Genomic DNA, 12,594 nt, shown 5'->3' on the forward strand with positions numbered 1-12,594 from the left:
CCTCTATTTTTCGTTGATAATTTTTCCGTTTTCCATGGTAATTATCCTCGTACAGCTCTTTGCCCATCTGTCATTGTCACTCACTACCAAAAGTGCCCAACCATTGGTAGGATCACTCAGGAAATTCATGATTTCTACGGACTCTGATTCCCCAAATTGATCAAGAGGGTCTTTAAGAATCAATAGTTTTGGTTTTCTTACGATGCTTCTGGCCAGGACAATTTTCTTTGAAACGGTATACGGTATTTGCTTTCCTTCCGGATACAGTATCGTATTCAAACCATTGGGTTGTTCTTTTACGAATTCCGTAAGCCCTGTTTTTTCAAGTGCCCAGTATACCTGATCTGTAGGTACTTTTTTATCTCCAAAAGTGATGTTATTCAAAATTGTACCCTCAAAAGGGGACTCTTCGGAAAGCGACTGTCCTAAATGGGAACGGTAATAGTTTAAATTCATTCCCTTTAGAGATACATCATTAACAAAAACACCACCTGAATCTGGCTCTAATATTCCCGCGATAATACGTAGTAAAGTAGATTTACCCGATCCGCTACTACCTTTTAAAAGAATCATGCATGTAGGTGTAATAGAGAGGCTAACATTATCAATAATGATTTTCTCCCTATCCGGTACACTGTAGGACACATCTTTTAATTCTATCGTAAACCCCTCGTTTTCGGTAAAAGGTTTTTCGCCATCCTGTGGTTCAAGTTCCTTATCCACTACCTGCCCCAATTTCTCTAAAGAAGTGAGCAAATCATAAAACGTTTCTAGCCCGGTAATCAACTTTTCTACGGAACTGATAACCAATAAGATGATAATTTCCGCTGCCACAAACTGACCAATGTTCATCTCTTGATTTAGTACCAAAAGACCTCCTATAAGCAATAATCCAGCCGTTACAAGTACTTTGAAACCGATCATTTGTATGAACTGAAGCACCAATACCTTAAAGTGGCTCTCACGAGCCTCTAAATACTGCGCCACCAATTGATCGTTCTTGGATAGGGCATGCGAGGTTTTCCCAGAAAGCTTAAAGCTTACAATGGAGCGAGCAACTTCCTGTAACCAATGCGCTACCTTATATTTTTGCTTGGACTCGTCCAAACTGGTATCCAGTCCTTTTTGTGCCGTAAACTTGAATACCACGTAGATGAGGAGTAATAACAAAATTCCATAAATAATAAAAAATGGATGGTAGAACGACAGTAACAACAGCCCAAAAATAATTTGAAGCAAGGCCGCCGGAAAATCAATCAAGATTTTGGACAGGCCTTTCTGTACCGTTAACGTATCAAAAAAGCGATTGGCCAATTCCGGTGGATAGTAGTTACGTAATTCGCTCATCTTAATTTTTGGGAATCTATAGGCGAATTCAAAAGAAGATCTGGTAAAGATTTTCTGTTGTAAATTCTCAATAATACGAATCTGCATTAATTGCAAAACCCCTACAAAAGCCACCCCAAGGGTCACAACTACCACCAATACAATCCACGAGGTGCTGATTTGGGCACCTTGTATCAAATTGATGATTGCCTGTATTCCCAAAGGCAGGGAAAGATTTACCAGACCTGCAAAAATTGCATAGTAAAACACCTGAAAAATGTCACGTTTGTCCAAACGCAACAGTCCCATTAACCGCTGCCAAGCGGTCAAAATATTTTTAGCCATTATTGGTCGTATTTAAAGCATTGAATACTAAATCCGTGAGGTATTGTGTAGGGGTGACATTATCATTACAATCTGTCATGGAAGAGAAGTGTTCCTTTAAAAAGTGTTGGTGTAACGCACCTTCAACAACGGTACTTGACAAGCTAGAAGGGTATTTGTAATTAGCATCGACCTGTTGTATCATCTGGGTTATCCGCCCGACAAGCCTTTTGTAGATGACAAAATAGCCTTCCTTGTTCTCTTCATCCACTTCTTTGGTCAGATATGATTTTGAATATTCGTTGATTACAATCTTGTTCAATAAGATTTCATTAATATGGGAGAAGGAAGAATCCTCTTTTGTCTCCCTTGTTATTATCTCAATGGCACGTTCCAACTTTTCCTCTGGTACAGCAATACTATTGGTCGCGAATACCAGTTGATATTCCAACCACCCCCAATACCAAGAAGTTAAATAAAGAAGTAACTTGTGCTTGTTTTCAAAATACCGATATATGGAACTTTCATTTGAACCTATTTGTGTCCCCAGCTTTTTAAAGGTAAAACTTTCGAATCCCATATCGTTGATCATCAAGATACTTTTTTCAATAATTCGCTTTCCTAGATTGGAAGACTCAGGGTCTTTGACAAAAATTTTTTCGTTGATCCTAATTTTTACAGAATGTAGAAGTTGTTCCATAGTTAAAATTTACAAAAGCAAATATAATAGTATCACTATCATATTATAATAGTTTAACTATTTTTTAACGAAAGTAACACTATTTTATTTCAAAATGGATATTATCTTTAAGTTGAATTTTAAACTGTTTGGGCCATGAGATTAATATTACTTCTATTTTCAATGTTTATATTTCAATATGGCGCAGCACAAGAGGTTACCTTTTTAAAGTTAAAGGCTGCAGAAAACCCGGAGAGCGCATTTAGTGAAATGCGACCCAATATCAATATCGGCAATCAAAAAGTTGTTGCTATAATGGGCGGCTTAAACGATTGGGACGGCGCCAATAATTATTTCAACCTTTTTGGCAGCAAAGTAATCATAGAACGTAAGGATATTACCTTAAACGGAGCAACGCACTTGGTTCTGAGAAGAGAAGATGGAGAAAATTTTTATGGTCTCTATCCTGTGCTCAATGCCGAAATTGTTCCCGCTCCGAATAAAAAAAGAGATTTTTTTAACCCTAAAATCTGACAAAATGAAAAATTTTCTAACTATTATCATTCTAGCTGTTTTTGTTTCGCACAATTCAATATCCCAAGAATCGGAATCTATTGTTAAACAAGGAGATATTCTAATCATCAGTAAAGACTCCAATGTTCCTTTTAAACATATTCATTTCCCAAGGAAAAACTTCATCCTTAAAAGAGGAAACATTGCCAATTATAAAAATCTGGATGGCATGGCGGTAAGAGTCGAGGAGCTCATCAATAATAGTGATACGAAACAAAGAGCAACGCTGTCGCCTCTTTCGAGAAAAAAATTTTTTAACAGCTATACCACTGTTACAGCAGATATCTCAAAAGCGATTCAAAGCGGCGAACTTGTTCCCCATGTTCCTAAAGGACAATCAATTGCCCAACAATAATATAAGCTTTGTTCTCTAACACCGGCCTCCTTCCTCTGTTTCTTCGCTAGTCATAAGGGAAATTTTAGGTCGGTGTTAAATTTACGTCCATGATATTAGCCCATATAATTGTAAGAGACAAAGAACAAGCCATGGAAATTGCCTCTTGTTTAACGCGTAAAAAGCTCATCTTAAATGCCGGTATTTCCGTAAAGGAGGTGTTTGAACTGAACAAGCGAACCAAAAAACTGGAACGCAAAGAACAAACGCTGATCATAGGAAAGACCAAAGCGTTGCTTTTTGCGGAAATCAACAATGCGCTGAAAACAAAATACAAGGAAACAATGCCTTGGCTATATGCCATCCCTATTGTTTATATGGATGAAGAACAAACCATATTCCTAAGAGCCAATACCGCTAAAATCTAAACACTCTTAATATTCCTTTATCCAACTAAAGTGTTTTTGGATAATGGCCTCTTTTTCCTCATTTAAATACTCCAAAAAGGCGGTAGCTGCCGGGGAAAGCTTTTTAGATTTAAGCCATATCAAGTTCCACGTGGTGCTGATGGGAAGACCCGAAACCTTCACGATACGCAAATCATTGTTTTTTATTTCGTTCTTAATTCCGATTAATGGCATAATGGAATATCCCAAACCCGAAACGACCGCTTGCTTCACGGCCTCATTGGAGGTTAGCTCCATTTTTTTTATGGTTTTAAAGTTATTCTCGGATATAAACGCTTCCATAGCATTTCTAGTTGCCGACCCTTGCTCTCGGTAGATAAGGGGACGCGTTTCAAAAAGATGCCTTTTGGAATGGCTTTTTTTTAGTTCCTCTTGAGTTCCTCCTACAAAAAACAACTTGTTTTCCATCAACTCAACCCTATCTATTTGTAAATGTTCGGGCAAAACAGACACCAGGGCAAAATCAATTTCATTCTTTTCCAAGGCCCGTACCACTTTAAGTTTATTGGTAACGTCCATAATTAGCTCCAGTCCTTCATGTTGTCGCATAAAATCTGTCAAAAAAAATGGCATTAAATACTTTCCCGTGGATACAACGGATATTTTGATTCTACCGGAAAGGTTGCCTTGATAGGCCAACGTACGATAGTTTATGGCGTGCACCTCATCAAGGATTTTCTGGGCCGCTTCAGCAATCTCCTTCCCAAATTCGGTTATAAAAAGCTTTCTGCCTATGACCTCTGTCAAGGGAATGGGAAATTGATCTTGAAAATTTTTTAGCTGTATGGATACGGCCGGTTGCGTTAAAAAAAGCTCTTCCGCAGCTAGTGTAATACTCTGTTTTTCAGATACCTTAAGAAACACCTGAAGTTGATGCAATGTATAATTCATAAAATGATTTTATGTATTTCATAATAAATATAAATAAAAATTTATGAATTAATTCCTTCACCTTTGTACAAAATAAAAGATTATGATATTCAGACTTATACAAACACAAGCCATAAGGTATCAGGAGGAAAAAGTAAAAAAAGTTGACCGATATTATCCATTGTATTATGCAATCATGTCCGTACTATTTGTTGGCATATTGTTGCTCTCCGCTTTGAACGGGTTTTTATTCTTTGGATGGCTGAGCGTATCAATGGCTATTGTATTCGGAATAATGACCATACATCTTATTGGACAAAAACAAACAAAAAAATCCTAACCTAAATATTGGAAAAAATGAAGACAGACATTCTTACAAAGCAAGACATTAAATTAATAGACGGTAAATTTACCCCAACTGAGGCCAAAGACCTTTTGGTGGCCTTGATAGACCACAAAATAAATTTTCACAAATTAGAGCGATTGGCTGTCTACGCTGTTGCTCCCGATGGTGATACCGAAGAACCTTCTGGAAGAATCGGAGAATTGGAATATGAGAAAAACGTATTAAATGATATTATCGCGATAGCTCGCAGAGAGGGCAAAAAATTAAAAATAAGCGGTGACGTAGAAATAACATTTGAGGATTAACCTGAAAACAAAGGAATCTCAAGCACAAAGTTTCCCTCTAAAGAGCCTTCACCCAAAATAAATAGTGGACTTACATTATTCAATTTAAGGATGAAGGCTTTTTTACGCGCAAAAAATACTGCATTTCATGCATCGTCAAACCAATTTTTTTACCTAATTAATGGATTTACATCTACTCATAGATAACCTCACCAACCCTGCACTTCTTTTTTTCTTTTTAGGAATTATTGCCGTTCAATTAAAGAGCGATTTGGAAATTCCGCCAAATTCCTCAAAATTCATCTCGCTATACCTTATGTTTTCCATAGGTTTCAAAGGTGGCTTGGAATTGTCACACAGCAATTTGAATATGGAGATACTGTGGTCACTCCTATTTGGGGTTTTTTTAGCATTATTTGTACCTATTTACACCTATTTTATCCTAAGGAGAAAGTTTAGCGTAGCCAACTCAGGCGCCATTGCCGCTTCTTATGGCTCCGTAAGTGCCGTGACTTTCGTGACCGCGGTTTCCTTTTTAGAAATTGAGCAAATTGATTTTGGCGGGCATATGGTCGCCGTTATGGCATTGATGGAAGCGCCATCCATCATTATCGGGGTTCTTTTAATGTCCTACTTCCAGAAAGAAAAGAACAAGAGCATAAACCTTGGGAGCGTGGTAAAACATTCCCTCACCAATGGGAGTGTATTGCTTATTATGGGAAGTCTGATCATCGGTTTTTTGGCCAGTGACCAACAAGCTAGGGGTATTGAACCTTTTACTACGGATATTTTCAAGGGTTTTCTCGCCGTATTCTTATTGGATATGGGCATCACCAGTGGCAAAAAATTAGCTGATTTTTTAAAGAAAGGATGGTTCGCCTTCTTCTTCGCTATCATCATCCCATTAATCAACGGTTGTACGGTAGCGTTGGTCAGCAGTGTTTTTACGGACAGTATCGGGAATCGGTTTCTATTCGCCATCCTAGCGGCCAGTGCCTCCTATATTGCCGTTCCCGCAGCAATGCGACTCGCCGCTCCAAAAGCCAATCCAAGTCTCTATTTGCCTATGGCACTCGCCATTACTTTCCCTTTTAATATCACATTGGGCATGCCTATTTATCTGTGCATAATACAAGCATGTTAAAAATTGGATTATCTTTAAATTCGATTTTTACGTATGGAAAAACATAGATGTGGTTGGTGTGTTGGAGATGCTTTGTACGAAGCATACCATGATGAAGAATGGGGCACACCTGTAAAGGATGATGCAACCTTGTTTGAATTTTTAATACTGGAAAGTTTTCAGGCAGGTTTGAGCTGGATCACCATCCTAAAAAAAAGGAAAAACTTTAGGAAGGCATTTGATAATTTCGATTATAAAAAAATTGCCACATATAATCAGTCTAAAATAGACAGCCTTTTAGAGGACGCTGGTATCGTTCGGAACAAGCTAAAGATAAATGCTACCGTGGCCAACGCCAAAGCTTTTCTTGAAGTCCAAAAAGAATTTGGGAGTTTCAGCAATTATATTTGGGATTTTGTAGATGGGAAACCCATAAAAAATAGTTTCAAAAACTACAAGGATGCTCCGGCCAACACTCCATTATCGGATGCCATAAGCAAAGACCTTAAAAAAAGAAGCTTCAAGTTTATGGGCAGTACAGTAGTCTACGCGCACATGCAGGCAACAGGAATGGTAAATGACCATGAAACTTCCTGTTTTAGATATCATGAAGTGTAGCAAAAATCATATCTAATGAAGATGCCGTTTAAATTATTTCTTGTTTTCTTTTTGTGCTGTGCCTCGTTGGCCATAGCACAAAACAAATATGAACGGGAATTTCGCATTCGTAAATCCCAGTTTCCGGAAAAGGCCATCGCTTTGATAAAAGAAAAATTGGAGGGTGCAAAGCGTTTAAAATTCTATAAAGAGATTGACAGTTTAAAATCCAGCTTTGAAGCAAAATTCAAAAAAGACCGTCTGTGGTATAGCGTTGAGTTCGATGAAAATGGGGTATTGGAAGATATTGAAATCCTCATAAAGCCCATAGATGTCCCGACCGATACTTTTGGGGAAATTGAAAACTTTTTAAAGCGAAAATTTTCAAAATACCGTATAAAAAGATTACAGCAACAGTACCCTACCTCTGAGGATGAACTCTTGGAAGAAACGGTGAAGAAGGCATTTCAAAATCTTATCGTCCCCTCCGTGAATTACGAAATAATTGTTTCCGGAAAGAATGAAAAGGGTCATTTGGACTATGAAATCCTTTTTGATGCCCAAGGTGAATTTGTAAAACTCCGTCAATCCTTGCCCCCTAATTACGACCATGTATTGTATTAAGAGAAAGCAATCGCTTTTTTTTATCGGCATGTTTTATATGCTTTGCAAATTAAGCGCACAAGAAAACCTAACAGGGTATTGGCAGCCACAATTATCGTTGAATTATGAGGTCGCCAAAAATTATTCCCATAATTTTTCATTGGCCAAACGTTCCTATGTTTTTAGGGACGAAACATTTCTATTTGATATACGCCAATTGGATTTGGTACATTTCTCCAAGCTAAAAGTGAGCGGCAACCAAAGTTTAGGATTTGGGATTCAATATCGATTCCGGGAAACTTTTGAAGAAAATAGGGGTAACGAACTGCGCCTGACGCAACAATACAACATCACCAACAAAATTAGGAGTCTAAGATTGGGGAATCGGTTTCGAGCGGAACAACGTATTACGGCGACAGCAACCATTCATCGGTTTCGATACCGTTTGGCATTGGATTTTCCGTTACAAGGGGAGTCTTTGGATATTGGGGAATCATATGCTATCATTACCACAGAAGCCTTGTTAAGTACAGATAAAGGCCAATCCTCAGCTTATGACCAACGGCTCACTACGCAATTGGGTTGGCTTATTAGCGATGTGACCAAATTTCAGATTGGAACGGAATTTCGTGCCGAAAACTATTCACAAAGCACGGAGTATGTTTTTTTCCTTTTGACCGGTTTAGTTCTTTCCCTTTAAGAGCTTTATAAATGAAGCTCTTGACATTTCTTCCGCGCCCAAGCTCGCCAAATGGTTCGTGTACAATTGGCAATCTATAACTTTATAATTTTGCGCCTCAAGTTCCTTAGCCAATTGGATGAAGGCGAATTTGGAGGAATTCGTCTTTAAACTGAACATACTTTCGCCACAAAAAATATGTCCTAAATCTATACCGTACAATCCGCCGACCAATTCACCGTTTTCCCATACCTCATAAGATTGCGCATATCCTTTTTTGTGCAATTCCCAATAGGCATCTTTCATTTCTTGTGTAATCCAAGTACCTTCCTGATCTTTTCGCGCTATGGCAGCACAATGCTCCATCACCTTTTTAAAACTTTTGTTTTTCGTAAACTTAAATTTACCATCGCGAATGATCTTGCGCATACTTTTAGAAATACGCACTTTGTTTGGAAAGAGTACCATCCGCGGATCCGGACTCCACCACATGATCAAAGAGCTATCGTTGAACCAGGGAAAAATTCCATTTTGATAAGCCAGTAACAATCGTTCCGTGGACAAATCACCGCCTACTGCCAAAAGCCCTTCGGAATTAGCTTCTTCTACGGGCGGAAACACCAGCCTATCCGTCAAAAAATGTATATGTCTATCCCCTTCTTTCAATCTTTTTCTTTTGAAATTAGAAAAAAGAAGTGTCATCTAAAAACTTGTTCAACCCTTTGCAAAAAAAAGAACCTTGCCAAAAGCAAGGTTCTTTTTTATTATTTCAGTTGTAAAGAAATTCGAATACGAGTTACTTCTTAAAAAGGAAGGTCATCATGATCTTCATCGTTAATGTTATCCGCAGGCTCAAAAGCTTCCATTGGCGGTACTGGAGGCATGCCCTCCGGTTGTGCTTGTGTTACGTTTTCTATTCTCCACCCTTGGATAGCGTTGAAATATTTAACTTCTCCTTGGGGGTTTGTCCATTCCCTGCCCCTAAGATTTATACTAACTTTCACATCTTGGCCAACGGCATAACCATTCAACAAATCACACTTATCCTGAACAAATTCTATAAGAATATGCTGTGGATATTGTTCGTCCGTGGTAACCACCAATTCTCTTTTTCTAAAACCGTTGTTCCCAAAGGTCTTGGTCTCTCCTATTACTTTTACTTTTCCTTCTATTTCCATCTTTTACGCGCTTTTTACTATAAAAATCAAAAATACATAAAGAACCGGTCCAAACTTTTTGATTTACCTAAAAAATATAAACAAGTTTTTAGCAATGGTGATTAGCGTTGAATTACGTACACAGAAACTACGGCGAATACAACAATTACCTACATTTTGGGTTATCTTTAGTAGCAGAAACTGGCTGGATGAATTTCAATCCTAAAAAAAAGATTTCCAATATTTTTCTCTTGGTAGGTTCTTTCATTGTGGTGAGCCTTATCCTTTGGAACACGAACAGCTTTTTTAAAACCTTTAAAGAAGAGGAACGCTTAAAAATGGAAATCTGGGCTACGGCCCAGTCGGAATTTTTGCAATCTGCGGAAGATGTGGATCTGGGGAGTCTCCACCTAAAAGTTTTTCAGAACAACACCTCCACTCCCATGATATTGATCAACAAGGACGGTTCTATTCGTGTGAACAATATCCCAGCGGAAATGGCTTCCGATTCCATATATATTCAAAAACGATTGAGAAAATTTCAAAGCGAGAATACGCCCATATCCATTGACCAGCAGGGAGAACATTTGGCCACGCTTTATTACGGGAATTCTGAGGTTTTGAACAAACTGAAATTCTATCCCATTGCCTTATTATTGATCATCTTTTTGTTCGGAGCGGTGATTTATTTTTTGTTCAAGACCAACAAAGCCTCTGAGCAGAACAAACTTTGGGCAGGGATGGCCAAGGAAACGGCACACCAAATAGGAACCCCTTTGTCATCATTGTTAGGATGGAACGAACTGTTGAAGACCGAAAATATAAACCCGGACATCACCAAGGAAATCGAGAAAGATATCTCCCGCTTGGAAACCATAACGGAACGCTTTTCCAAAATAGGCTCCTTGCCAAAATTGAACGAGACCGATATCGTTTCAGAAACCAGGGAAGCTTATGAATATTTAAAAATGAGAAGTTCCAAACTCATTCACTTTTCATTTACCACACAGGTTGAAAAACTTCCGGTATTATTGAATAGCTCCCTTTTTAATTGGACCATCGAGAATTTGGTAAAAAACGGAATAGATGCCATGAGGGGCAAGGGCAGCATCGCCATTGATATTATTCCGGACGGGAAATTTGTAAAGATTTTAGTGGCAGATACCGGACACGGCATCCCAAAGAGCGATTATACACGTATATTTAATCCAGGGGTCACTTCTAAAAAAAGAGGTTGGGGACTTGGCCTTTCATTGGTGAAGCGTATTGTGGAAGAATACCACAACGGAAAAATAAGAGTACTTTCCTCTGGAAAGGAAGGTACGATTATGCAGATATCCTTAAAAATAAAGCAGTAGTTATGGCAAAAGAAAAACTTGTCGCCATTAAAGAGGCAGATTTAAAGAACAATTGTCCCGAGTGTTTTAATCAGGATTTAAAGCTTACTTTTTTTCAAAAACACACCTATGGTACCTTTTTCCATAAAACTACGAACGAGGTAAGCAACCAAATAGTATGTAGAAAATGTAGTTCTATGATATATCCGGTAAAATGGACGGACGATATTGAACGAATGTTCGATTATTATCAGAAGACCGCTACCCCGGAACCAAAATCTTCAAAACCTACTTTTATTTTCTATTTATTGCTCTTAGTCTTAATTGCCTTAGTTGCAGCGGGAGTCTATTTTTATTTGGGAGGAACTATTGAATTTTAGCACTTATTAGCGCTGCCGTAGCTTCAAATTCCTCGGGAGACAGTTTTACCTTATGTTGAAAAGTAGCATTATCCATAGTATTCAAAGGGATAAGATGCACATGAGCGTGCGGTACTTCCAGCCCGATTACCGTTAATCCCACTCGTTTACAAGGAATAGCTTTTTCAATGGCCTTGCCCACTTTTCTGGAGAAAGTCATGAGTCCCGTATACGTTTTCTCATCCAAATCCATGATTTTATCTACTTCTTTCTTAGGGATGCATAGCGTATGTCCTTTGGCATTGGGATTAATGTCCAAAAAAGCGAGAAACGAATCGTTTTCCGCTACTTTATAACAGGGAATTTCCCTATTGATGATTTTAGTGAAAATTGTTGGCATGGTCGTGTAGTTTAACTAAAAAGTCCCGTCATCTTTAAAGATGACGGGACTAAATATATAATAATTTTAGGGTCTTAGGCCCTTGTAATTTCCAATATATCAAATTTAAGGGTACCGTTAGGAACAGTAATCTCTGCGGTGTCGCCAACACTTTTGCCCAACAGGCCCTTACCAATTGGGGAACTTACCGAAATTTTTCCCGATTTTAAGTCCGCCTCACTTTCCGCGACCAGCGTATACTCCATCGTCATACCGTTACCTTGGTTTTTGAGTTTTACTTTGGAGAGCACCAATACTTTAGAGGTATCCAATTGCGATTCGTCTATAATTCTGGCGTTGGACAAGGTGGCTTCCATTTTAGCAATTTTCATTTCTAAAAGACCTTGTGCCTCTTTTGCGGCATCATATTCGGCATTTTCGGACAAATCTCCCTTATCACGGGCTTCTGCGATGGCCTGCGATGCTTTAGGGCGCTCTATGTCACGAAGATGGTTCAACTCATCTTTTAGTTTTTTTAGCCCTTCTGGGGTGTAATAGGATACTTCACTCATGATAGTGTCGTTTTTATAAATAGTAAATCCTCTGCAAAGGCCATATATACGAGGCTTTTTAGCGAGGATTTAACGCAAATATACATAATTTTTGTGCAATTTTGTTTACGTTTTCTTAAAAATAGATTCCTATAATGAAGCAATTTTTAATCCCATTTTTACTCCTGATTGTTTTGTCATGCGAAAGTGATAGAACCAATAGAAATCCATTTTTACAGGAAATTGGGTTTCGGTTTGATGCCAATTTGAATTTGCCGCTCTATAGCCCGTTGACCAATACCGGCAGTGTAGTATTAATTGAAAATAACGGGGTGGGTACTCGCGGTGTATTTGTCATCAATACCGGATTTGACCAGTTTAGGGCTTTTGAAGCAAGTTGTCCCAACCATACCCCGAACGACTGTTCTACCATGAGTTTTAATGGTCAAGTGGCCACTTGTTCCTGTGAGGATTATGAGTACAGTCTTTTCACCGGAGAACAATTCAACAGGCCCGATGACGGAAACAGGTACTACAATATGTTGGAATACAGAGCTGTTTTCAGCGGAAACATAGTGAGCATAACCAATTAGAAAACCAGAATTA

The 12,594-nt window shown here is 38.5% G+C and carries 19 protein-coding genes; 12 read left to right on the top strand and 7 right to left on the bottom strand.

From position 1 onward, the window contains the following. Positions 1-3: 3 nt before the first annotated feature. Positions 4-1,671: a peptidase domain-containing ABC transporter gene (locus ACKWBX_RS12925; RefSeq protein ID WP_413969118.1), complete on the bottom strand. Its 1,668-nt coding sequence runs from the start codon at positions 1,669-1,671 to the stop codon at positions 4-6. After that, positions 1,664-2,350 carry a TetR/AcrR family transcriptional regulator gene (locus ACKWBX_RS12930; protein WP_413969119.1) on the bottom strand — a complete coding sequence of 229 codons (687 nt, stop codon included), beginning with the start codon at positions 2,348-2,350 and terminating at the stop codon, positions 1,664-1,666. The genes ACKWBX_RS12925 and ACKWBX_RS12930 overlap by 8 nt, the downstream gene beginning before the upstream one ends. 135 nt (positions 2,351-2,485) lie before the next feature. Here ACKWBX_RS12930 and ACKWBX_RS12935 point away from each other — a divergent pair, with 135 nt between their 5' ends. The 3 genes from ACKWBX_RS12935 to ACKWBX_RS12945 all read left to right on the top strand — a co-directional run bounded on the left by ACKWBX_RS12935 (position 2,486) and on the right by ACKWBX_RS12945 (position 3,664). Next, on the top strand, positions 2,486-2,863 hold the full coding sequence (locus ACKWBX_RS12935) for a hypothetical protein (RefSeq protein ID WP_413969120.1): 378 nt from the start codon (positions 2,486-2,488) through the stop codon (positions 2,861-2,863). A 4-nt stretch (positions 2,864-2,867) separates the two neighbouring features. Continuing rightward, the gene (locus ACKWBX_RS12940; protein WP_413969121.1) at positions 2,868-3,257 is read left to right on the top strand and encodes a hypothetical protein; all 390 of its coding nucleotides are present in this window, start codon (positions 2,868-2,870) and stop codon (positions 3,255-3,257) included. Positions 3,258-3,346: 89 nt separating this feature from the next. Next, a complete protein-coding gene (locus ACKWBX_RS12945) occupies positions 3,347-3,664 on the top strand; it encodes a hypothetical protein (RefSeq protein ID WP_413969122.1) in 318 nt (105 codons plus the stop codon). 6 nt (positions 3,665-3,670) lie between these two features. On the opposite strand, the gene ACKWBX_RS12950 is transcribed toward ACKWBX_RS12945, so the two are convergent. Beyond that, positions 3,671-4,594 carry a LysR family transcriptional regulator gene (locus ACKWBX_RS12950; RefSeq protein WP_413969123.1) on the bottom strand — a complete coding sequence of 308 codons (924 nt, stop codon included), beginning with the start codon at positions 4,592-4,594 and terminating at the stop codon, positions 3,671-3,673. Positions 4,595-4,676: 82 nt separating this feature from the next. On the opposite strand from ACKWBX_RS12950, the gene ACKWBX_RS12955 reads away from it, so the two are divergent. The 6 genes from ACKWBX_RS12955 (at position 4,677) to ACKWBX_RS12980 (ending at position 8,226) form a co-directional block, all read left to right on the top strand. Continuing rightward, positions 4,677-4,913 carry a hypothetical protein gene (locus ACKWBX_RS12955; RefSeq protein WP_413969124.1) on the top strand — a complete coding sequence of 79 codons (237 nt, stop codon included), beginning with the start codon at positions 4,677-4,679 and terminating at the stop codon, positions 4,911-4,913. Positions 4,914-4,930: 17 nt separating this feature from the next. Then, complete coding sequence (locus ACKWBX_RS12960; RefSeq protein WP_413969125.1) at positions 4,931-5,224, top strand: hypothetical protein; 294 nt, start codon at positions 4,931-4,933, stop codon at positions 5,222-5,224. A gap of 160 nt (positions 5,225-5,384) precedes the next feature. Beyond that, positions 5,385-6,347 (top strand): sodium-dependent bicarbonate transport family permease, encoded by a 963-nt coding sequence (locus tag ACKWBX_RS12965; RefSeq protein WP_413969126.1) that lies wholly within the window; start codon positions 5,385-5,387, stop codon positions 6,345-6,347. 33 nt (positions 6,348-6,380) lie between these two features. After that, the gene (locus ACKWBX_RS12970) at positions 6,381-6,944 is read left to right on the top strand and encodes a DNA-3-methyladenine glycosylase I (RefSeq protein WP_413969127.1); all 564 of its coding nucleotides are present in this window, start codon (positions 6,381-6,383) and stop codon (positions 6,942-6,944) included. Positions 6,945-6,959: 15 nt separating this feature from the next. Continuing rightward, the gene (locus ACKWBX_RS12975; protein WP_413969128.1) at positions 6,960-7,547 is read left to right on the top strand and encodes a hypothetical protein; all 588 of its coding nucleotides are present in this window, start codon (positions 6,960-6,962) and stop codon (positions 7,545-7,547) included. Further along, positions 7,534-8,226 (top strand): DUF2490 domain-containing protein, encoded by a 693-nt coding sequence (locus ACKWBX_RS12980; protein ID WP_413969129.1) that lies wholly within the window; start codon positions 7,534-7,536, stop codon positions 8,224-8,226. The genes ACKWBX_RS12975 and ACKWBX_RS12980 overlap by 14 nt, the downstream gene beginning before the upstream one ends. Here ACKWBX_RS12980 and aat read toward each other — a convergent pair. Beyond that, positions 8,209-8,907, bottom strand: coding sequence for a leucyl/phenylalanyl-tRNA--protein transferase (gene aat, locus ACKWBX_RS12985; RefSeq protein ID WP_413969130.1), 699 nt, complete (start codon positions 8,905-8,907; stop codon positions 8,209-8,211). The two genes, ACKWBX_RS12980 and aat, sit on opposite strands and share 18 nt — an antisense overlap. 101 nt (positions 8,908-9,008) lie before the next feature. Then, a complete protein-coding gene (locus tag ACKWBX_RS12990; protein WP_413969131.1) occupies positions 9,009-9,383 on the bottom strand; it encodes a DUF3127 domain-containing protein in 375 nt (124 codons plus the stop codon). A 188-nt stretch (positions 9,384-9,571) separates the two neighbouring features. Here ACKWBX_RS12990 and ACKWBX_RS12995 point away from each other — a divergent pair, with 188 nt between their 5' ends. Then, complete coding sequence (locus tag ACKWBX_RS12995; protein WP_413969132.1) at positions 9,572-10,720, top strand: sensor histidine kinase; 1,149 nt, start codon at positions 9,572-9,574, stop codon at positions 10,718-10,720. Between the two features lie 2 nt (positions 10,721-10,722). Continuing rightward, on the top strand, positions 10,723-11,079 hold the full coding sequence (locus tag ACKWBX_RS13000) for a hypothetical protein (protein WP_413969133.1): 357 nt from the start codon (positions 10,723-10,725) through the stop codon (positions 11,077-11,079). Here ACKWBX_RS13000 and ACKWBX_RS13005 read toward each other — a convergent pair. Both ACKWBX_RS13005 and greA read right to left on the bottom strand, forming a co-directional pair. Further along, positions 11,066-11,458, bottom strand: a complete 393-nt coding sequence (locus ACKWBX_RS13005) for an HIT family protein (protein ID WP_413969134.1) — start codon at positions 11,456-11,458, stop codon at positions 11,066-11,068. The genes ACKWBX_RS13000 and ACKWBX_RS13005 overlap by 14 nt on opposite strands. A gap of 74 nt (positions 11,459-11,532) precedes the next feature. Then, positions 11,533-12,009, bottom strand: coding sequence for a transcription elongation factor GreA (greA, locus tag ACKWBX_RS13010; protein WP_413969135.1), 477 nt, complete (start codon positions 12,007-12,009; stop codon positions 11,533-11,535). A 134-nt stretch (positions 12,010-12,143) separates the two neighbouring features. Here greA and ACKWBX_RS13015 point away from each other — a divergent pair, with 134 nt between their 5' ends. Next, positions 12,144-12,581 (top strand): Rieske (2Fe-2S) protein, encoded by a 438-nt coding sequence (locus ACKWBX_RS13015; RefSeq protein ID WP_413969136.1) that lies wholly within the window; start codon positions 12,144-12,146, stop codon positions 12,579-12,581. The last annotated feature ends 13 nt before the right edge of the window (positions 12,582-12,594 follow it).

It is taken from the genome of Maribacter algae, from assembly GCF_047345745.1.
Classification (GTDB): Bacteria; Bacteroidota; Bacteroidia; order Flavobacteriales; family Flavobacteriaceae; genus Maribacter.

Bases quoted from the DNA above. Each gene is read 5' to 3' on its own strand.
- ACKWBX_RS12925 (WP_413969118.1), bottom strand. From the start codon at position 1,671: ATGGCTAAAAATATTTTGACCGCTTGGCAGCGGTTAATGGGACTGTTG.
- ACKWBX_RS12930 (WP_413969119.1), bottom strand. From the start codon at position 2,350: ATGGAACAACTTCTACATTCTGTAAAAATTAGGATCAACGAAAAAATT.
- ACKWBX_RS12935 (WP_413969120.1), top strand. From the start codon at position 2,486: ATGAGATTAATATTACTTCTATTTTCAATGTTTATATTTCAATATGGC.
- ACKWBX_RS12940 (WP_413969121.1), top strand. From the start codon at position 2,868: ATGAAAAATTTTCTAACTATTATCATTCTAGCTGTTTTTGTTTCGCAC.
- ACKWBX_RS12945 (WP_413969122.1), top strand. From the start codon at position 3,347: ATGATATTAGCCCATATAATTGTAAGAGACAAAGAACAAGCCATGGAA.
- ACKWBX_RS12950 (WP_413969123.1), bottom strand. From the start codon at position 4,594: ATGAATTATACATTGCATCAACTTCAGGTGTTTCTTAAGGTATCTGAA.
- ACKWBX_RS12955 (WP_413969124.1), top strand. From the start codon at position 4,677: ATGATATTCAGACTTATACAAACACAAGCCATAAGGTATCAGGAGGAA.
- ACKWBX_RS12960 (WP_413969125.1), top strand. From the start codon at position 4,931: ATGAAGACAGACATTCTTACAAAGCAAGACATTAAATTAATAGACGGT.
- ACKWBX_RS12965 (WP_413969126.1), top strand. From the start codon at position 5,385: ATGGATTTACATCTACTCATAGATAACCTCACCAACCCTGCACTTCTT.
- ACKWBX_RS12970 (WP_413969127.1), top strand. From the start codon at position 6,381: ATGGAAAAACATAGATGTGGTTGGTGTGTTGGAGATGCTTTGTACGAA.
- ACKWBX_RS12975 (WP_413969128.1), top strand. From the start codon at position 6,960: ATGAAGATGCCGTTTAAATTATTTCTTGTTTTCTTTTTGTGCTGTGCC.
- ACKWBX_RS12980 (WP_413969129.1), top strand. From the start codon at position 7,534: ATGTATTGTATTAAGAGAAAGCAATCGCTTTTTTTTATCGGCATGTTT.
- aat (WP_413969130.1), bottom strand. From the start codon at position 8,907: ATGACACTTCTTTTTTCTAATTTCAAAAGAAAAAGATTGAAAGAAGGG.
- ACKWBX_RS12990 (WP_413969131.1), bottom strand. From the start codon at position 9,383: ATGGAAATAGAAGGAAAAGTAAAAGTAATAGGAGAGACCAAGACCTTT.
- ACKWBX_RS12995 (WP_413969132.1), top strand. From the start codon at position 9,572: ATGAATTTCAATCCTAAAAAAAAGATTTCCAATATTTTTCTCTTGGTA.
- ACKWBX_RS13000 (WP_413969133.1), top strand. From the start codon at position 10,723: ATGGCAAAAGAAAAACTTGTCGCCATTAAAGAGGCAGATTTAAAGAAC.
- ACKWBX_RS13005 (WP_413969134.1), bottom strand. From the start codon at position 11,458: ATGCCAACAATTTTCACTAAAATCATCAATAGGGAAATTCCCTGTTAT.
- greA (WP_413969135.1), bottom strand. From the start codon at position 12,009: ATGAGTGAAGTATCCTATTACACCCCAGAAGGGCTAAAAAAACTAAAA.
- ACKWBX_RS13015 (WP_413969136.1), top strand. From the start codon at position 12,144: ATGAAGCAATTTTTAATCCCATTTTTACTCCTGATTGTTTTGTCATGC.